This window comes from Martelella sp. K41-7, from assembly GCF_055808365.1.
The window spans coordinates 341,748-360,442 of record NZ_CM147867.1 but is presented as its reverse complement, the minus strand read 5'-3'; the positions used below and the strand labels follow the sequence as shown (position 1 = coordinate 360,442).

General features: G+C 58.5%; 17 protein-coding genes and 2 pseudogenes. 3 read left to right on the top strand and 16 right to left on the bottom strand.

The window, feature by feature from the left end:
• The first annotated feature begins 32 nt into the window (after positions 1-32).
• Together AC0L7L_RS01740 and AC0L7L_RS01735 are read left to right on the top strand one after the other, a co-directional pair.
• Positions 33-1,100, top strand: a complete 1,068-nt coding sequence (locus tag AC0L7L_RS01740; RefSeq protein WP_272209932.1) for a CobW family GTP-binding protein — start codon at positions 33-35, stop codon at positions 1,098-1,100.
• Positions 1,100-2,086 (top strand): WD40 repeat domain-containing protein, encoded by a 987-nt coding sequence (locus AC0L7L_RS01735; protein ID WP_473511464.1) that lies wholly within the window; start codon positions 1,100-1,102, stop codon positions 2,084-2,086. The genes AC0L7L_RS01740 and AC0L7L_RS01735 overlap by 1 nt, the downstream gene beginning before the upstream one ends.
• Here the strand turns inward: AC0L7L_RS01735 and AC0L7L_RS01730 are convergent.
• The 9 genes and pseudogenes from AC0L7L_RS01730 to AC0L7L_RS01690 all read right to left on the bottom strand — a co-directional run bounded on the left by AC0L7L_RS01730 (position 2,083) and on the right by AC0L7L_RS01690 (position 12,656).
• Positions 2,083-3,645, bottom strand: coding sequence for a putative bifunctional diguanylate cyclase/phosphodiesterase (locus AC0L7L_RS01730; protein WP_473511462.1), 1,563 nt, complete (start codon positions 3,643-3,645; stop codon positions 2,083-2,085). The two genes, AC0L7L_RS01735 and AC0L7L_RS01730, sit on opposite strands and share 4 nt — an antisense overlap.
• A gap of 182 nt (positions 3,646-3,827) precedes the next feature.
• On the bottom strand, positions 3,828-4,232 hold the full coding sequence (locus AC0L7L_RS01725) for a F0F1 ATP synthase subunit epsilon (protein ID WP_473511459.1): 405 nt from the start codon (positions 4,230-4,232) through the stop codon (positions 3,828-3,830).
• 72 nt (positions 4,233-4,304) lie between these two features.
• Positions 4,305-5,741 (bottom strand): F0F1 ATP synthase subunit beta, encoded by a 1,437-nt coding sequence (atpD, locus tag AC0L7L_RS01720; protein WP_473511456.1) that lies wholly within the window; start codon positions 5,739-5,741, stop codon positions 4,305-4,307.
• A 23-nt stretch (positions 5,742-5,764) separates the two neighbouring features.
• The gene (locus tag AC0L7L_RS01715; protein ID WP_272209929.1) at positions 5,765-6,643 is read right to left on the bottom strand and encodes a F0F1 ATP synthase subunit gamma; all 879 of its coding nucleotides are present in this window, start codon (positions 6,641-6,643) and stop codon (positions 5,765-5,767) included.
• Between the two features lie 30 nt (positions 6,644-6,673).
• Complete coding sequence (gene atpA, locus AC0L7L_RS01710) at positions 6,674-8,206, bottom strand: F0F1 ATP synthase subunit alpha (RefSeq protein WP_473511454.1); 1,533 nt, start codon at positions 8,204-8,206, stop codon at positions 6,674-6,676.
• On the bottom strand, positions 8,206-8,772 hold the full coding sequence (locus tag AC0L7L_RS01705) for a F0F1 ATP synthase subunit delta (RefSeq protein ID WP_473511452.1): 567 nt from the start codon (positions 8,770-8,772) through the stop codon (positions 8,206-8,208). Before AC0L7L_RS01705 ends, atpA begins: the two co-directional genes overlap by 1 nt.
• A gap of 242 nt (positions 8,773-9,014) precedes the next feature.
• Positions 9,015-9,401: a hypothetical protein gene (locus AC0L7L_RS01700; RefSeq protein WP_272209927.1), complete on the bottom strand. Its 387-nt coding sequence runs from the start codon at positions 9,399-9,401 to the stop codon at positions 9,015-9,017.
• Between the two features lie 56 nt (positions 9,402-9,457).
• Positions 9,458-11,601: pseudogene (locus AC0L7L_RS01695) on the bottom strand (primosomal protein N').
• Between the two features lie 116 nt (positions 11,602-11,717).
• Positions 11,718-12,656, bottom strand: a complete 939-nt coding sequence (locus tag AC0L7L_RS01690) for a GNAT family N-acetyltransferase (RefSeq protein WP_272209924.1) — start codon at positions 12,654-12,656, stop codon at positions 11,718-11,720.
• A 142-nt stretch (positions 12,657-12,798) separates the two neighbouring features.
• On the opposite strand from AC0L7L_RS01690, the gene AC0L7L_RS01685 reads away from it, so the two are divergent.
• Complete coding sequence (locus AC0L7L_RS01685) at positions 12,799-13,734, top strand: tyrosine recombinase XerC (protein WP_272209923.1); 936 nt, start codon at positions 12,799-12,801, stop codon at positions 13,732-13,734.
• Between the two features lie 55 nt (positions 13,735-13,789).
• Here AC0L7L_RS01685 and AC0L7L_RS01680 read toward each other — a convergent pair whose 3' ends face one another.
• The 7 genes and pseudogenes from AC0L7L_RS01680 to AC0L7L_RS01650 form a co-directional block, all read right to left on the bottom strand.
• On the bottom strand, positions 13,790-14,050 hold the full coding sequence (locus AC0L7L_RS01680) for a hypothetical protein (protein WP_272209922.1): 261 nt from the start codon (positions 14,048-14,050) through the stop codon (positions 13,790-13,792).
• 179 nt (positions 14,051-14,229) lie between these two features.
• A complete protein-coding gene (locus AC0L7L_RS01675; protein ID WP_473514036.1) occupies positions 14,230-14,688 on the bottom strand; it encodes a hypothetical protein in 459 nt (152 codons plus the stop codon).
• 94 nt (positions 14,689-14,782) lie between these two features.
• Positions 14,783-15,163: pseudogene (locus tag AC0L7L_RS01670) on the bottom strand (EamA family transporter); the annotation flags it as partial.
• Between the two features lie 129 nt (positions 15,164-15,292).
• The gene (locus AC0L7L_RS01665) at positions 15,293-15,790 is read right to left on the bottom strand and encodes a cytochrome b (protein ID WP_473511448.1); all 498 of its coding nucleotides are present in this window, start codon (positions 15,788-15,790) and stop codon (positions 15,293-15,295) included.
• A gap of 117 nt (positions 15,791-15,907) precedes the next feature.
• Positions 15,908-17,314, bottom strand: coding sequence for a dihydrolipoyl dehydrogenase (gene lpdA / locus AC0L7L_RS01660; RefSeq protein ID WP_473511446.1), 1,407 nt, complete (start codon positions 17,312-17,314; stop codon positions 15,908-15,910).
• 98 nt (positions 17,315-17,412) lie between these two features.
• Positions 17,413-18,051: a LysE family transporter gene (locus tag AC0L7L_RS01655; protein ID WP_272209920.1), complete on the bottom strand. Its 639-nt coding sequence runs from the start codon at positions 18,049-18,051 to the stop codon at positions 17,413-17,415.
• A gap of 16 nt (positions 18,052-18,067) precedes the next feature.
• Positions 18,068-18,682, bottom strand: a complete 615-nt coding sequence (locus AC0L7L_RS01650) for a LysE family translocator (protein WP_272209919.1) — start codon at positions 18,680-18,682, stop codon at positions 18,068-18,070.
• Between the last annotated feature and the right edge of the window lie 13 nt (positions 18,683-18,695).

Here is an 18,695-nt window from a genome sequence, read left to right as displayed (position 1 = left end):
ATATAGTCGCAAAATCCTTCAAAGGAACAATCATGACCGACACGCAAGCTGCAAAGCCAATTCCCGTGACTGTACTGACAGGCTATCTGGGATCGGGAAAAACCACCCTGCTCAACCGGATCCTTTCTGAAAACCACGGCAAGCAATATGCGGTTATCGTCAACGAGTTCGGCGAGATCGGCATCGACAATGACCTGATCGTGGAATCCGACGAGGAAATCTACGAAATGAACAATGGCTGTGTGTGCTGCACCGTGCGCGGCGACCTGATCCGGGTTGTCGAAGGACTGATGCGGCGCCCGCGCTTCGACGGTATCATCGTGGAAACCACCGGTCTTGCCGACCCTGTTCCCGTCGCTCAGACCTTCTTCATGGATGACGACGTGCGGGCCAAAACCGCACTCGACGCCGTGATTGCGCTGGTCGACGCCAAACACCTGCCGCTGCGCCTGAAGGACAGCCGCGAGGCTGAAGACCAGATCGCCTTTGCCGATATCGTGCTGCTCAACAAGACCGACCTCGTCAGTGCCGAGGAACTAGCGGATGTCGAAGGTCTGGTGCACGCCATCAATCCGGCCGCCAGGATTTACAGGACAGAGCGCTCCGGCATCGAACTGGAGCGTATCCTCAACCAGAACGCCTTCGACCTGAAGCATGTGCTGGAGGATGATCCGCATTTTCTCGATCACGATCATGATGATCATGTCTGCGGTCCTGATTGCGACCATGATCATCATCACGATCACCATGACCATGACCATGATCACCACCATCATCATGGTCTTTCCGATCATCACGATGTGACGGTGCAGTCGGTTTCGCTCCGCGGCGGCGAACTGGATCCAAACAGGTTCTTCCCATGGATCCAGTCGGTAACACAGAACCAGGGCCCGAGCATCCTGCGTCTGAAAGGCATTATCGCATTCAAGGGCGACGACGAACGCTACGTGGTGCAAGGGGTGCACATGATCATCGAAGGCGAGCACCAGCGTGCATGGAAAGACGGCGAAAAACACGAAAGCCGGTTGGTTTTCATCGGCCGAGATCTTGACCGTGAAAAGCTCGAGAAAAGCTTCCGGGCCTGCGCGGTCCAGAACTGATGCCGAGCGTAGCCCCCCTCGACATTGACGACCACGTCATCGCCACCGCCTTTCTGGGCGGCGTTCCGTTCTTCGCCACAGCCGGCGGCGCGGTCCACCGGCTCGATGAGGGCGAAAAGGTTGTGCAGGCCCATGATGGCTTGCTGACCTGTGTGCGCGACCCGTTCAGTCAGACATTGCTGACGGGCGGCGAAGACGGCAGGGTGCTGCGGCTTTCCAAGGATGGCTCGACGGAAGAGCTGGCGAGCGTCCCGCGCAAATGGATCTCGGCGGTTTCCGGCGGGCCGCACGGTGCTGTTGCCTATGCGGTCGGCAAGGAAACCCGCGTGATCGCCAGCGGCACCTCGCACCTCTTCACCGAGGAGCGTAGCGTCGAGGCTGTGACTTTCGCGCCCAAGGGTCTCAGGATCGCGGCCGCGCGTTATAATGGTGCTTCGCTGCACTGGGTCACGGGCACGGCCCCGCCGGTCGAATTGGAATGGAAGGGCGCCCATATCGGAATCGCGTTCTCGCCAGATGGACGCTTCCTCGTGACCTCGATGCAGGAAAACGCCCTTCATGGCTGGAAGCTCGACAGCAAACTGTCCGCCGAGGCGCGGCACATGCGCATGAGCGGCTATCCCGCCAAGGTCAAATCATGGTCGTGGTCGCCGCGCGGCAAGTGGCTAGCAACCTCTGGCGCTCCAGCGGCAATCGTCTGGCCGTTCTCCGGCAAGGACGGGCCTATGGGCAAGGCGCCTCTGGAACTCGGGACCCGTGCCAACATCATGGTCACACAGGTTGCGTTTCATCCGTCCGAAGAAATGCTGGCCATCGGATTTATCGACGGCATGATGCTGGCGGTGCGCATCTCCGACGGCAAAGAAGCGCTGCTGCGCCGCCAGGGCAAGGGCGCCATCACCGCTCTTTCGTGGGATGAAGCCGGCCAACGCCTGGCATTTGCTTCCGAAACGGGCGATTGCGGGATCGTGACGATCTCAGATTAGCCACGCGGCCGCCCGTCGGGATATGCCTTCAAGGCCGCAGCCAGTTCTTCGGCGGGCACCGGCATAGCATTAAAATAGCCCTGCAGGGCATCGGCGCCGTGCGCACAGATCCAGTCCATCTGCTGCTTGTCCTCGATCCCTTCTGCAACGATTTTCATTCCCAGCGCATGGCAAAGTTTGATCGTCGACGCGACAATCTCGTCGCTTTGCGGATCGTTGCCGACACCGGATATAAAGCTGCGATCGATCTTGACCCGGTCAAAAGGAAGCTCTCTCAGTTGCCGCAGGCTGGAATAACCGGTACCGAAATCATCCAGCGCAACACGGATGCCCTCGGCCTTGAGCCGCTTGATGTTCATGCGTGTGGTTTCAAGATCGACAACCATCGCCTCTTCCGTCACTTCGATCTCGAGCCTTACCGGCGGGAAACCATTGCCGCGCAATATTTCCAGAACAATAGAAGCGAAATTGCGGTCACACAGCTGAAGCGGTGCAACATTGACGGCGATTGCCGTGGCAGACGGCCATTTCAAAGCATCCTTGCAGGCCTGATTCAGGATCGCGGAAAACAGTACCGGGATCAGCCCGGCCGCCTCGGCATGAGGAATGAAATCGCCGGCACTCAACACGCCAAGTCTGGGATGCCGCCAGCGCGCCAATACCTCGATCATCAGAACATCGCCCGCACTGCAACTGCTGATCAACTGGTAATATGGAACGATCTGGCCCGACGAAAGCGCCTCGGCCAGATCAAGCTCAAGCATGTTTTCGACGGTGGAGCCGCCGTCGATAGCATCTGTGAAGGAAACAATTCGGCGGCGGCCCTCATCTTTGGCGCGGTACATCGCGGTATCGGCCTTTTTGACAAGCGTTTCGCGATTGGTGCCGTCTTTCGGATAGAGCGCGATACCGATGCTGATCGACGGAGTGATCTCACGTCCGACGAAAGAGACCGGTCTCGACACTTCGGCCAGCAATCTGGCGGCCACCTGTTCGGTCGTATCCGTCCCGCCGCCATCCTGCATCAAAATCGCGAATTCGTCGCCACCGAGCCGACCGAGAAAATCATCCGGACGCACGCCCTTTTTCAGGCGGTCCGAAACAACCTGAAGCAGCCTGTCACCGGCTTCATGCCCGAGACTGTCGTTGATCTGCTTGAAACGGTCGAAATCGATGAACATCAGCGCAAAACGGTCCGACTGCCGGCGCGCACGGGCCAGTCTGCGCTCGCACTCCTCTTCGAAATACCGTCGGTTGGCGACGCCCGTCAGCGGGTCCTGACGCGCGAGTGCGTGGGCCAGACGCTCGGCCTCGCGACGGCTGGCAACCTCTCTCTTCAAGTCACGTGTACGCCGGAAAAGCAGGATCAGAAGCCCGACGCTCGCCACCATCAAGGCGGTAAAGAGCTCATCGAGTTCCCAGCTTTCATGCGCGCGCGAAAACTCATGAAGACGCTCGAAAGATTCAATGTAAACCAGAACGGCAACAACAAGTACGCCGACAACGAGCGCTATCACGATATCGCCACGCATCTTCTCGTTCAGTTTCGATATCCTCAACCCGACACCCTGACATCGAGATCTATCGATGTTCGTTGTTGTTATTTTTCGTCCGCAGATTGCGATGGAAACCAGAACCACGCGCTTTACTCAACGCTGGATATGATAGAATACCCAAAAAAGAGAAAAGCCGCAGCAAAAATGCCGCGGCCGAAACGAAGTAACAGAATAATCAGGGCCGATCAGCCCGGGAATACAGTTTCGTTCAAATGCGTGAGCTCGTTCATCATCTGCTCGATAGCGCTCTTGTGCTCACGGTGGCCAGCATCATCCAGCTCCTTGCGCAGAGATTTGATACGATGCTCGATCGCATCCGAAGCCTCACCGATCGGCACGGCGGTTTCGGCCAACAACGTGCAGGAATCGCCCTGGATATCGGCAAAGCCGTGAAACACCAGAAACTGAAATTCCTTGCCATCGCGGTTTTTGAACTTCACCATGCCCGGGCGAACCGTCGTCATGGTCGGCGCGTGATCCGGCATGACAGTCATTTCGCCTTCCGCCGCGGGAATGACGACAGCATCCGTTTCCGCGGAGGCCAGCAGCTTTTCGGGGGTCACCAGCTCGAAATTCAGCATGTCAGCCATGACGTTCCTATCTTTTGTCTCAACAAATCACCGCAACCAAAAACGGGCGGCAGCAAGTCCGCCCGAGAAAAATCAAGCCGCTTCGGCGAGTTTCTTGGCCTTGGCGACAGCGTCGTCGATCGTGCCGACCATGTAGAAGGCGGCCTCCGGCAGATGGTCATACTCGCCTTCGACCAGCCCCTTGAACGAGCGGATCGTGTCTTCGAGCGAAACCAGGATCCCCGGCGAACCGGTGAAGACTTCGGCAACGTGGAACGGCTGCGACAGGAAGCGCTCGATCTTACGGGCGCGGGCAACCGACAGCTTGTCTTCTTCGGAAAGCTCGTCCATGCCGAGGATGGCGATGATGTCCTGAAGCGATTTGTAGCGCTGCAGCGTTGATTGAACGGCACGGGCAACAGCATAATGCTCCTCACCCACGATCAGCGGGTCCAGCATGCGCGATGTCGAGTCGAGCGGGTCAACAGCAGGATAGATACCCTTTTCCGCAATCGAACGCGACAAGGTCGTGGTCGCATCCAAGTGAGCAAACGACGTTGCAGGCGCCGGGTCGGTCAGATCATCGGCGGGCACGTAAATGGCCTGAACCGAGGTAATAGAACCCTTGGTCGTCGTTGTAATGCGCTCCTGCAGGGCACCCATGTCGGTCGCCAGCGTCGGCTGATAACCCACAGCAGACGGGATACGACCGAGCAGAGCGGAGATTTCCGAACCGGCCTGGGTGAAGCGGAAGATGTTGTCCACGAAGAATAGAACGTCCTGGCCTTCATCGCGGAAGTTTTCCGCAATCGTCAGACCTGACAGTGCAACACGGGCACGCGCACCGGGCGGCTCGTTCATCTGGCCGTAAACCAGCGCACATTTCGAACCTTCGGCCGAACCGTTGTTTTCAGCCGGATCGACGTTCACGTTGGATTCAATCATTTCGTGGTAAAGGTCGTTACCTTCACGGGTACGCTCACCAACACCGGCGAATACGGAATAACCGCCGTGCGCCTTGGCGATGTTGTTGATCAGTTCCTGAATCAGAACCGTCTTACCAACGCCGGCGCCGCCGAACAGGCCGATCTTGCCGCCCTTGGCGTAAGGCGCCAGAAGGTCGACAACCTTGATGCCGGTGACGAGGATTTCCGATTCCGTCGACTGATCGACATAGGGCGGGGCTTCCTGGTGAATGCCGCGCTTTTCCTTGGTGACGATCGGGCCGACTTCATCCACCGGCTCGCCGATGACGTTCATGATGCGGCCAAGCGTCTCAACACCAACCGGCACCATGATCGGAGATCCGGTGTTTCTTACTTCCTGACCACGAACCAGACCTTCGGTCGCGTCCATAGCAATCGTACGAACTTCGTTTTCGCCGAGGTGCTGTGCAACCTCAAGAACGAGACGGTTGCCGTGGTTATCGGTTTCAAGCGCATTCATGATGGGGGGCAGTTCGCCGTCAAAGGCGACGTCCACAACGGCGCCAATAATCTGCGTCACTCTACCTTTAGAGGCCTCAGCCATGATAAAACCCTCTTTTCAAGCTCTTACAGCGCTTCCGCGCCGGAAATAATTTCAATCAGTTCCGTGGTGATCTTTTCCTGACGCTGACGGTTATAGGAAAGCGTCAGCTTGTCGATCATCTCACCGGCGTTGCGCGTCGCATTATCCATCGCCGACATCTTCGCACCCATCTCGCCAGCGGCATTTTCCAGTAGAGCATGGAAAACCTGCACGCGAATATTGAGTGGTACGATTTCGGAAAGGATGGATTCCGCATTCGGTTCATAGTCGTAAAGAGCCGATTCTGAACGCTCTTCCTGGCCTTCGGGCGCAGCAGACGGAATAAGCTGAAGACCTGTCGGAACCTGCGAGATCACCGACTTGAATTCGGAATAGAACAAGGTGCAGACGTCAAACGCACCCTCTTCGAACATTTCCATCATGCGATTGGCGATATCCTCGGCGTTCTCAAAACCGATCCTGCGCACTTCACGCAGGTCGGCACGCTCAACGATAAGTTCACCGTACTCACGACGCAGCGCATCATAGCCCTTGCGGCCGACGCAGAATATCTTGACGGTCTTGCCTTCGGAAATCAGCTTCCGTATGTGCAGCCGCGCGTGACGCGCGATCTGCGAGTTGAAGCCGCCGCAAAGGCCGCGTTCTGCCGTGCAGACCACCAGAAGATGGACGTCGTCCTTGCCGGTGCCGCTCATCAGCTTCGGCACTTCTTCACCCTCGCCGACTGCAGCCGTCAGATCAGCCATGACCGTCGCCATACGTTCGGAGTAGGGCCGCGCATTTTCCGCGGCCTCCTGTGCGCGACGCAGCTTCGCCGCGGCGACCATCTGCATCGCCTTGGTGATCTTCTGCGTCGCCTTCACCGAGGCAATGCGAAGCTTCAGATCTTTCAATGAAGCCATGGGTATTCAATCCCCGCTAAGATTACCTGGTTACTTGGAGAAGTTCTTGGAGAAGGCTTCGATTGCCGCCTTCAACTTACCCTTCAGATCGTCGCTCAGCGCCTTTTCGGTGCGGATGCCGTCCAGCACGTCACCGGCTTCGCCACGCATGTAGGACAGCAATCCCTGCTCGAACTTGCTGACATCACTAACCGGGAGCTTGTCGAGATAGCCGTTAACACCGGCAAAGATAACGACGACCTGCTCTTCGGTCTTCAGCGGAGAGAACTGCTGCTGCTTCAGAAGCTCGGTCAGGCGCGCACCACGGTTCAGAAGACGCTGGGTTGCAGCATCAAGGTCGGAACCGAACTGGGCGAAGGCCGCCATTTCACGATACTGGGCAAGCTCACCCTTGATCGAACCCGCAACCTGCTTCATCGCCTTGATTTGCGCCGACGAACCAACGCGGGACACCGAAAGACCGACGTTCACCGCCGGACGAATACCCTGGTAGAACAGGTCGGTTTCAAGGAAGATCTGGCCATCGGTGATCGAGATCACGTTGGTCGGGATGAACGCCGAAACGTCGTTGCCCTGGGTTTCGATGACCGGCAGAGCCGTCAGCGAACCGCCGCCGCGCTCGTCCGAGAGCTTGGCAGCACGCTCCAGAAGGCGCGAGTGCAGGTAAAAAACGTCACCTGGATAAGCTTCACGGCCCGGCGGGCGACGCAGAAGTAGCGACATCTGACGATAGGCAACCGCCTGCTTGGAAAGGTCATCATAGGCGATCAGGGCATGCATCCCGTTGTCGCGGAAATACTCGCCAATGGCGCAGCCGGCGAACGGCGCGATGTACTGCATCGGCGCCGGATCGGAAGCCGTTGCTGCGATCACAACAGAGTATTGCAGCGCGCCGCGCTCTTCCAGCGTCTTCACGAACTGGGCAACGGTCGAACGCTTCTGACCGACAGCCACGTAGACGCAGTAAAGCTTCTCGCTGTCAGGGCCGCTGTCGTGAATTGGCTTCTGGTTCAGGAAGGTGTCAAGAATGATCGCGGTCTTGCCAGTCTGGCGGTCGCCAATGACAAGCTCGCGCTGGCCGCGACCGATCGGGATCAGGGCATCAATGGCCTTGAGGCCTGTCGACATCGGCTCATGAACAGACTTCCGCGGGATAATCCCGGGCGCCTTGACGTCCACAACTGCGCGGGTATCGGACGCGATCGGCCCCTTGCCGTCAATCGGATTACCAAGACCGTCAACAACACGGCCGAGAAGGCCAGGGCCGACCGGAACATCAACGATTGCACCAGTCCGCTTGACAACGTCACCTTCGCCGATCTCACGGTCAGAACCGAAGATAACGACACCGACATTGTCGCTTTCAAGGTTGAGCGCCATACCGCGCACACCACCTTCGAACTCGACCATCTCGCCGGCCTGGACATTGTCGAGACCATAGACACGGGCGATGCCGTCGCCGACCGAAAGCACCTGACCGACTTCAGAGACTTCGGCCTCATCGCCGAAATTTTTGATCTGTTCTTTCAGAATTGCGGAAATTTCCGCGGCCCGGATATCCATCAGCCAACCTCTTTCAGTGAAAGCTTAAGTTTGGAGAGTTTCGTGCGCAGTGACGTATCGATCTGACGCGAACCGACCTTGACGATCATTCCGCCGAGAAGCGACGCATCTTCGGTGATCTGAAGGGTCACATCCTTACCCGTCACATCAGCCAGCGCAGTCTTCAATTCCTGTTGTTGTTCGTCTGACAGGGCATGCGCCACTGCCACTTCAGCCGTCGCCTGTCCGCGATGGGCAGCAACCTCGCCGCGATAGGCGGAGATCATGCCGGGTAGCACAAAGAGACGGCGATTTTCCGCAACCAGCTTAACGAAATTGGCGACATAGCCGCCGATCTTGACCTTGGCGAAAATCGCGACCACCGCCTTCAGCTGTTCATCAGAACTGAAAACGGGACTCATCACCAGACGCCTAAAATCGTCGCTTTCGTTCAACAGCGCTTCGACTCGGTCGAGATCGGCACCCACGGCGTCGATGCTGTCTTCATCCTTGGCAAGTTCGAACAGAGAGACAGCATAACGCTGTGCAACGCTCGAAACAGATTGGGATAGGTCTGCCACAGGCACAAATTCCCCTTAAAAATCGGCTCGGGCCGTGTCGTGACCGGCGTTGCCCGAAGCCTCTAAAAACTCACAATATCCCCGGGAAACAGCAAAAAACTATGCTGGCCCTCCCAATAGTCGGGGTTCGTCTAGCACAGGTAAAAGCGACTCGCAACACGCTCAAAGCCCGTTTAAAGCATTGGCGTTCGTTTCTTGTCACAAAGTCGAAAATCCTTGAAACACAGTGCTTTTGAAAGCTTTCAGCCTCAAGCCCAACCAAGGCCGTAAAGCAGCATGAATACACCCGCTACCGCCTGGCTGACAAGAAATATGCCGCCCTTGATTGACCGGCTCCCGGTCGACCCCATCCACAACAACCTTGTCAGGAATCCGAAAATCAGCGCCAGACCAAAGGTCCGGTAGATCATAGGCTGATCGAACAGCAGCGCCATCAGCGACATCGCCGCATAGGTTCCTCCGATCATCGAACGGATGTGAATGCTCGCTCCGCTCTCTTCTTTCAGCCCTGAAAAACCTGCCACACCCAAGAGCTTCAGCGGCGCAAGCGCCACCACAAGCCCCCAGATCAGGATGACGACAGCCATGAACAAGGCGACCTGTCCGACGAAACTCTCCGGCCAATAAAAACTCATCTGGAAGATCCTTCCCATTTTCGGCGCGGCTCCCCGCGCTCTCAACGTCAATCTATCTAGAGAAAGCTCTGTGGGTCAATGTCAAGCTGCACCCGGACTGAGCCACGTTGTCGCGGTCCGTTTTCGAGCATCTCCCTCAAATAGGCCTGGATATCGTCCGCCCGGCTGCCGTGAACGAGCAGGCGGAAACGGTAGCGTCCGCGCACCAGCGACAGCGGTGCTTCCGCCGGGCCGAGCACGGAGATCGAGCGCCCGGCGGGTGCGGCCCCGCGCAATCCGCGTGCATGGGCCTCTGCATCGCCACGATTATCGGCGGAAATGATAACGGCCGCGAGCCTGCCAAAGGGCGGCAGCCGGCTCTTTTCGCGTTCGGTGATCTCGCGTTCATAAAACGCATCCGCCTCGCCTGAGACAATCGCCTGCATCACCGGGTGCGCCGGTTGATAGGTCTGGATCAACCCCTTGCTCGCAAGACCCGTCCGCCCTGCCCGCCCGGTGACCTGCGCCAGAAGCTGGAAGGTGCGCTCGGCAGCACGCGGATCGCCATTTGCAAGGCCGATATCGGCGTCAACAACGCCGACGAGTGTCATCATCGGAAAGTTATGCCCCTTAGCCACCAGTTGCGTACCGATGATGATATCAGCTTCGCCGTTGGCAACAGCCTCAAGCTCGAGCCGGAGCCGCTTGACGCCACCGGCCATATCCGATGACAGAATGATGGTGCGCTTTTCAGGAAAGTGCTGCTCGACCTCCTCGGCGATCCGCTCCACCCCCGGCCCGCAGGCGACGAGGTGATCAAGCGTGCCGCACTCAGGACAGGCTTCCGGCACAGGCTCGGCGTGGCCGCAGTGATGACACATCAGCCGCCCGCGAAACCGGTGCTCAACCAGCCAGCTGGAACAATTGGGGCACTGAAAGCGATGACCGCAAACCCGGCAAAGCGTCAGTGGCGCATAGCCGCGGCGGTTCAGGAACAACAGCGCCTGCTCGCCGCGACCGACAGTCTTTTCCATCTCCGACAGAAGAACCGGGGACAGAAACCCGCCGCGCGCGGGCGGCCTACGCCTCAGATCAATCGTTTTCAGGCTCGGAAGCGCAGCCTCGGCGAACCGGCCCGGCAGGTGAATACGCTGATAACGCCCGGCAAGCGCATTGACCTGACTTTCGACCGATGGCGTGGCAGAGGCGAGCACGGCAGGAAAGCCGCCGATTCGGGCCCGCACCACCGCCATGTCGCGCGCATTGTAGAACACGCGGTCTTCCTGCTTGTAGGCGGTATCATGCTCCTCATCGACCACGATCAGGCCGAGATCCTCGAACGGCAGGAACAGCGCCGAACGCGCGCCGGCGACGACACGGATCGCCCCTTCCGCAGTCTGCCTCCAAACCTTTTCACGCATGCGCGGCGGAAGATCGGAATGCCATTCGCCTGGGCGCGCTCCGAAACGCGCCTCGAACCGGTCCAGAAAACTGGCAGTCAGCGCGATTTCCGGCAGAAGGATCAGCACCTGTTTGCCCTTACGCAGGGTTTCGGCCAAGGCTTCGAAATAGACCTCGGTCTTGCCCGAGCCAGTCACGCCGTCGATCAGCGACACATGGAATCGATCCGCCGCGACAGCCTGGCGCAACTCCCCGGCGGCCTCCCCTGATCGGGCGAAAGACCAGGCGGCGCATAATCGGGATCGGGCATGCCGAAAGCCGGCGGCGGGGGCAGAAACACGGTATCGAACACCCCCTGCTTCATCATCGTCTCGACAACGCTGGCGCTGACGCCCGCCGCGCGCGCCAGCCCGAGACGGGTCCAGCCGGCGCCGTCCTCCGCCAGTTCCAGCACCCGCTTGCGTGCCGGCGTCATACGTTCCGGCACGGTTCCCGTCAGCGTCAGCCCCTCGACCATCGGCTCCGGTTCAAGGGCCGCTGGCGCGCGCACGGCCATACGTGCAACGAGGCCCGGCGGGGTCAGCGTGTAGGCGGCAACCCAGGAAATGAAGCGGCGCATATGCTCGGCGACCGGCGGACAGTCGAACACGTGCTCAATCGGCCTCAGCTTCTTAGGGTCGACATTGTCGCCCGCTTCATCCCAGACAATACCGATCATCTTGCGGGGGCCAACAGGCACCTGAACCACAGAGCCGGGCTGTACCGCCATACCTTCCGGAACGGCATAGGAATAGGGGCCCGCCACGGGTAGCGGCACCATAACGGGTACGCTGCGCACCACCGCAGGATCGATGCGTTTTCCAAAAAGGTCGAGCAGAATCTCGGGTCATGGCTGGCAAGCTTGCCTGCCGCATCCTCTAAAGTGAAGCGGAGAATTCAAGATGCGTCCGACACGGCCGGAGCGGGTTTATTCTTTTCCAGCACAAAGGCAGCATCAGGATCGCCAGCCAAAGCATGCACGGTGTGATGCTCAAGGGCTGCGGTCACATCAGCCGGCTCGCCCTGCAGTTCTTCGGGCATGATCATGTTGCCAATGGTGAAGTCGAAACGGTCGCCCTTCTTGTTCAAAAGCTCGTGGAAAACCGTCATGTCGCGCAGTTCGGTCGACCACTTGGCGAACCAGTAGAACAGGCCGGAATTGCGCGCCTTCAGATGTACCGGCAGGATTGGCAGGTCGTATTTGCGCGCAAAACCGATGGCTGACGTCTTCCAGGGGCGTTCGTTGAGCTTGCCATCCGCCCAATAGGCAATGCGGCCGGAAGGAAACAGCACCATCGCCTTTTCTTGTCTGATGGCGTTGTTGGTGATCTGCAGGGTCTCGCGGGCCTTGAGCTTGCTCTTGAACTCTTCGCGCCATTCAACCGGGATGATCATTTCCACCAGACGTGGGTTCACGCGCACGGCGTCCCTGTTGGCGAAGAACATCATGTCAGGGCGACGTGCTTTCAGAAGATCGAAAACCGCAACACCGTCGGCAATACCGGTCGGATGGTTTGAGACCATCACAAAGCCACCCTTTTCAGGGATACGCTCGCCGCGGACGCAGCTGATGTCGAGCTTCAGCCGGTCGGAGATATATTCAAAGACCTGATATCCGTCCATGGACTCGACATCATTGGCAAAATCGATCGCCTTGCCATAGCCCAAAAGGAGATGAAGAAACGGCCGCATGACCGGCCAGAACGGATTGTGGACAATCTTCTGGCCGCGCTCGGCGATCAGCGTGTCGACGATGTGCCCCGGCTGCCCCTGAGAAACAAGCGCCACAGTCTCAGCGAACTGCGCCAGAGCGGATGATGAATCACGACGCGCCATATGTATTCCTGCTATTGCTGAGCGGCCTATATCGCAATTCTGTATGAAAAGACAATGACACCTCCCGGGCCGTTTAGCGTTTTTTAAACTCAATTTACTGTAAAATCGCAACGCCGCAAGAAGTTCCGACAAGGGGGGCCCCATGGCCGACATATTGGTGCCTGCTGATGATGCATTGCTTGAATTGCGTCAAGAGTGGCTGCGGACGCTGGCTGGCGAGCGCAGGCTTGCGGCCAAAACAACCGAGGCCTACGAGCGTGATACACGGCAGTTCCTCGCCTTTCTGTGCGGCCATATCGCAAGGCCGGTCAGGCTTAATGATATTGATTCGCTGCGGCCGGCCGACGTTCGGGCCTATCTCGCCTACAGGCGGCGAAAGGGTGCACAAGCACGCACGCTTGGCCGGGATCTGGCTGGGATACGATCATTTCTGCGGTGGCTGGAGAAACGCGGGCTTGCCAATGCCGCAGGCGTCAGGGCCATGCGTGCACCCAAGCAGCCGAAATCCCTGCCAAAACCATTAAGCGCTGAGGAAGCGCTTGCCGTCGCGGGCAAGGAGGCCCAACTGGCGGAAGAACCGTGGATTGCGGCGCGCAACACAGCTGTTTTCTGCCTGCTCTACGGCTGTGGATTGCGCATTTCAGAGGCCATCGGGCTGACACCGGAGGCTTTTGCAGGGGGACCGAAAAGCCTGAGGATTACCGGCAAGGGAAACAAAACCCGCATCGTACCGCTGCTGCCAGCAGCCCTTGAGGCGGTTCAGCGCTACATCGCGCTCTGTCCTTACCATCTTGGTGAGGACGGGCCAGTTTTCCGCGGTCTGCGCGGGAAAACACTACAGCCGGCGATTATTCAACGGGAAATGCAGGCCATGCGCGGTGCGCTCGGCCTGTCGGACAAGGCAACACCGCATGCTCTGCGCCACTCGTTCGCTACACACCTGCTGGCCGCAGGAGGCGATCTCAGAACCATTCAGGAACTGCTGGGACATGCAAGCCTGTCGACCACCCAGGTCTACACCGGCGTCGATACCGGTCGGCTTTTGGAGATCTACGACAAGACGCATCCACGCGCCTGAAAACTAGACGCTAGCAGGCCCCGCCTGCTGAAGCGGGGCCCAGCGACGAATGCCATCAGGCGTTATTGTCATAGCTGAAGCTGATCAGCTCGGGCGTGCCGTTGGGGCGAACCTTGAAGGTCTTTGTCGCCTGCCAATTGGGTCCGTTGCTCACCGTCGTGGAGAATGTGTCGCCTGGCATGGAGAGCTGGGCAATATCACGGTCGGCGGTCGTAACCTTCGGTCCATACCAGCTTGGATTGAGCGGCTGGCCGGCAAAGGCGGCACCTGCACCAACCATCATTGTTGCAAGCGAGAGTGCGATTATCTTTTTCATCGGATCTGTCCTTGGGTTGCTTCAGTCTTCTTTTGAAACTGGGAAAGGGTCGTCCCTAACCATCCAGACAATACACCCGACGACCATCTTGTCGGTACTCAATTCTCTGTAATGAATCCATTAAATTACTGTAAATATTACATTTTTCTAAATTGCACCCAACAAAATACGATTGCAGGTCATCGCTGCTGCCGAGACGGCGGCCGCGCCGCGATAGCTGCTCCCAGACCAATCATCACAAGGCCGCCGACCTCTATACCAGAGGGAATGTCACCGAAAATAACAACGCTCCACAGCGCGGCAAAGACGAGATAGGCATTGTCAAAAAGGCCGACCAGTGGCGCCGGCGCATCCCGATAGGCGGCAGCAACACCGGTGGTGATCGCAACCAGAAAAACAGCGAGCAGCACAATCATGGCCCAGTCGGCCATAGCTAGAGGACGCCATGCCGTCAGCATGAAACCATCCCCCTCAACTGCAGGAAAGACAAGCAGACCGACCATGGCCACAGCCCCCGCAACGGCGAGAGACAGGTTGAGATTGAAGGCCATGGCAAAAGGCGCCTCGCCACGGCATTTGCTCCAGGTGAGAATCGCCGCGAGCGCATAGAAAACAGCCGCAAGCAACGGCAACAGCACAAAGGACGAGAACTGCCCCGGCAGCAGGGTTTACGCTGACGACGACACCGGCGAGAGCCAGGACAATCGCACACCAGCGCACAACTCCCACAGGCTCGCCCAGCAGCAACCGGGCCATCAGTGCCATTAACAGCGGCGCCGTATAATAGCAGGCCGCTGCCAGCGACAAAGGCAGCTTCGGCAGGGACGCATAGTAGCAAAACCACATGGCAACGAGGCAAAGGCTGCGCGCCGTCACCCATCCGGCATGCCGCGGACGCAAGCGAACGCCGCGTGCAAACAGGCTGATGCCGAGCCCCAGCAGCAGCGCCGCAACAAACGACCGCAAGAAGATCAGTTGCGCAAGACCGAAGCGGACACCGGAAAGCTTGACCAGCGCATCGGAGAGCGACAACAGAAAGACCGAGGCGGTGATCAGCGCGATACCGGCTCCCGGTCCTGCGGCGAAAATCTGTCCGAACTGTTTGCGAGGCATTCCTGATGCAAACAGGATTCGCCGCGCGATGAATAGTCAATTCTTCTGAAGTACAGGATCAATCTCTTGAATGACACCGGCGCCCCCTTGGCGTCCGGCTGAAGTCTCTTCGAACTTCCGCCAGGCCAGTCAGCCAGTTGTCATCCGTTTGAGGATGCCTGTCTTCCAATAGAACTGGTGCACCGCCACCGCGCCGACATGAGCGACAATCAGGATCCACATCAGAAGTTTCAGCACACTGCCATGAACCTCCGCGGCGCCCGAAATGCCAAGGTAATAGCCGACCATGCCCGAAAGCGGCATGACAATAAACAGCAGATAAAAGCTCCAGTGGCCAATGCGCGAAAGTGTGCGAAACAGCGGAGGCTCCCCCTCAGGCTCGGCGGGAACGCCCTGAAGGAAGCGCAGTCCCAACCTTAAAAGCGCCAGAACCAGCACTGCAATGCCGACATAAGCATGGATATTCGCCGACGCGACCACATCCGCAGAAACCGCCTCACCGCCGAAATGAAGCCGAGCCCAATGCTCCATGCCATCAGAGAAAATCAGGTTGAAGAAAATCAGCAGTGCGACCGTCCAATGCAGCAAACGCTGGCTGATCGAAAAAGAAAGAGGAGTTTTTGACACTGGATTTCCCTCTATAGTCAATGGGTTAACCTGCTACCTCAATAAACAAAATGCGGCCTGCCTAGCAAGCCGCATCTTCATCACTTTCTATGTCACAGTCTGGACCCGGCGACCGCCTTACATATGGATCGGCTTGAAGAAGGCGCCGAGTGCAGCTTCCTTGACCGCTTCCGACATGGTCGGGTGGGCGTGGCAAGTGCGGCCGAGATCTTCCGAAGAACCGCCGAATTCCATCAGCACCGCAGCCTCGTGGATCATTTCGCCGGCGCCGAAGCCGACGATGTGAACGCCGAGCACGCGGTCGGTTGCCTTGTCGGCCAGCACTTTGACGAAACCGTCGGTTGCTTCCATCGCCCGCGCACGACCATTGGCCATGAACGGGAACTTGCCGACATTGTAGGCAACGCCGTCCTTCTTCAGCTCTTCTTCGGTCTTGCCGACAGAGGCGACTTCCGGCTGAGTGTAGACCACGCCCGGGATCACATCGTAATTCACATGACCGGCCTGACCGGCGAGGATTTCGGCAAGGGCAACGCCCTCATCTTCGGCCTTATGCGCCAGCATCGGTCCCTTGACCACGTCGCCAATCGCGTAAATGCCGTCGACATTGGTCTTGAAGTGACCATCGATTTCGACGCGGCCGCGATCATCCAGCTTGACGCCGGCGTCTTCCAGACCGAGGCCTTCGGTATAAGGCTTGCGGCCGGTGGAGATCAGCACGATATCGGCTTCGACGGTTTCGGCATCGCCGCCCTTGACCGGCTCGAATGTGACCTTGGCGCCCTTCTTGGCCTTCTCGACAGCCGTCACCTTGGCGGACAGCTTGAAATCGAGACCCTGCTTGGCGAGCATTTTCTGGAACTGCTTGGAAACCTCTCCATCCATGCCGCCGAGGATCTTGTCCAGGAACTCGACAACCGTGACCTTGGCGCCGAGACGCGACCAGACCGAGCCAAGCTCAAGCCCGATAACGCCGCCACCGACGACAATCATGTGCTCCGGCACCTTCTTCAGCGCAATGGCGCCGGTCGATGACACGATGGTTTCCTCATCAATATCGACATCGACGCCCGGAATACCGGCGACATCGGAGCCAGTGGCGATCACGACGTTCTTGGCCTCAAGTTCTTCGGTCGAGCCATCGTCCTTGGTGACCTGAACCTTGCCGGGGGCAAGGATCTTGCCGGTGCCCTTGACGCCGTCGATCTTGTTCTTCTTGAACAGAAAGGCAACCCCCTCGACATTCGACTTCACCACCGCGTCCTTGTGGCCCATCAGCTTTTCATGGTCGAGTTCGACGCCGGAAAGCTTGATACCAAGACTTTCCATGCCGTCGGCTGCATGCGCGTAGGTCTCGGAAGCATGCAGCAGCGCCTTGGAGGGGATGCAGCCAATATTGAGGCAGGTGCCGCCATAGGTGGCGCGCTTTTCTATCACAGCGACCTTCAGGCCGAGCTGCGAGGCCTTGACCGCGCAGACATAGCCGCCGGGGCCGGAACCGATTACGATAAGATCATAGGACATCAGATTTCCTTCTCTTTATTGAGGTCATCGCCGATGCGAAGGATGGGCGCTGGATGACCGTGTTTGTAGAGGCCGGAGGCCGAATTTCAAATCGCCGCTCAGCCCGCCTTCTCCGTTGCCAGTTTCAACCCGAAAGCGATAAAGACCGCGCCGCTCGCGCGATTGATCCAGACACTGGCCCTTTCAAAGGCCGTGCGCATGCGCGGTGTGGTCAGAAACAGCGAGACGCCAATGAACCAGGCGATGAGGCACGATGCCATAACGAGGCCGTAGCCGAATTTTACCCCGGCCGGCGTTTCGTGGCTGACAACGGTCGAGAATATCGACAGGAAGAACAGAACCGGCTTCGGGTTCAGCGCATTTGCGAGAAAGCCAAGCGAGAATGCCTTCGCGGTCCCTTGTTTTGCGGTCGGTTCGGCATCCGCAACGGAAGCGATCTCCGTCCTGCCGGAACGCAACGACTGGATGCCGAGATAGATCAGATAGGCGGCACCCGTCCATTTGATCACATTGAACACCATGATCGACTGCGAAATGATCAGGCCGAGCCCCATGATCGTATAGCTGACATGGAACATCAGCGAGGTACCGACGCCGAAGCTGCTCAGTACGGCCGAGCGTCTTCCATGCACCAGCGCCTGCCGGATGATCATCGCGGTGTCCGCGCCTGGGGCGACGATGGCGAAGGAGAAGATCGCCATCAGAGATGCAAGCTCGATCAGATATTGATGGTCCATGAAGGGCTTTCCCGGTCTATGGCCTGCTAAGCGCGAGCTTGACGCCAAACCCTGCAAAGGTCAGCGCCACGCTGCGGCGCATCCACGCCATTGCCCGCTCGCTCGACAGCACCCGGTCGCGCATCAGGCCGGAGAACTGGCCATAGACAACAAAGACGGCAAAGGTCATTGCCATGAACACCGCCGACATCACCAACATTTCCAGTATGGGCGAGGCAGCGGCAGGCGATACGAATTGCGGCAGGAAGGCAAGGAAGAAGATCGAAAGCTTCGGGTTCAGGATATTGATCAGAAAGCCGTTGCGGGCGATCGCGAACAGGCTGCGCCCTGATGCGCCTTCGCCGGATATGCGCAACGCACCGCGACCCCTCAGCGTCTGCCATGCGAGATAGAGCAGATAGGCAACGCCGGCAAACTTCACCGTCTGGAACAGAAGCGCGCTGGTGTGAAACAGTGCGGCGATGCCGAACGCGGAGGCCAGGATCGCCGGGATGATGCCGAGCGTGCAGCCAAAGGCGGCCGCAACGCTTGCAAGCCGCCCCTGCGACAGCCCGGTCGCCAGCGTGTAGACCACGCCCGTGCCTGGAGCCAGAACAACAATCAGCGCCGTAATCAGGAATTCGATGCTCATGTTCCGGCCCCCG

Bases quoted from the DNA above. Each gene is read 5' to 3' on its own strand.
- atpA (WP_473511454.1), bottom strand. From the start codon at position 8,206: ATGGATATCCGGGCCGCGGAAATTTCCGCAATTCTGAAAGAACAGATC.
- AC0L7L_RS01690 (WP_272209924.1), bottom strand. From the start codon at position 12,656: ATGGCGCGTCGTGATTCATCATCCGCTCTGGCGCAGTTCGCTGAGACT.
- AC0L7L_RS01740 (WP_272209932.1), top strand. From the start codon at position 33: ATGACCGACACGCAAGCTGCAAAGCCAATTCCCGTGACTGTACTGACA.
- AC0L7L_RS01700 (WP_272209927.1), bottom strand. From the start codon at position 9,401: ATGAGTTTTTATTGGCCGGAGAGTTTCGTCGGACAGGTCGCCTTGTTC.
- AC0L7L_RS01685 (WP_272209923.1), top strand. From the start codon at position 12,799: ATGGCCGACATATTGGTGCCTGCTGATGATGCATTGCTTGAATTGCGT.
- lpdA (WP_473511446.1), bottom strand. From the start codon at position 17,314: ATGTCCTATGATCTTATCGTAATCGGTTCCGGCCCCGGCGGCTATGTC.
- AC0L7L_RS01655 (WP_272209920.1), bottom strand. From the start codon at position 18,051: ATGGACCATCAATATCTGATCGAGCTTGCATCTCTGATGGCGATCTTC.
- AC0L7L_RS01735 (WP_473511464.1), top strand. From the start codon at position 1,100: ATGCCGAGCGTAGCCCCCCTCGACATTGACGACCACGTCATCGCCACC.
- AC0L7L_RS01715 (WP_272209929.1), bottom strand. From the start codon at position 6,643: ATGGCTTCATTGAAAGATCTGAAGCTTCGCATTGCCTCGGTGAAGGCG.
- AC0L7L_RS01725 (WP_473511459.1), bottom strand. From the start codon at position 4,232: ATGGCTGACATGCTGAATTTCGAGCTGGTGACCCCCGAAAAGCTGCTG.
- AC0L7L_RS01680 (WP_272209922.1), bottom strand. From the start codon at position 14,050: ATGAAAAAGATAATCGCACTCTCGCTTGCAACAATGATGGTTGGTGCA.
- AC0L7L_RS01650 (WP_272209919.1), bottom strand. From the start codon at position 18,682: ATGAGCATCGAATTCCTGATTACGGCGCTGATTGTTGTTCTGGCTCCA.
- atpD (WP_473511456.1), bottom strand. From the start codon at position 5,741: ATGGCTGAGGCCTCTAAAGGTAGAGTGACGCAGATTATTGGCGCCGTT.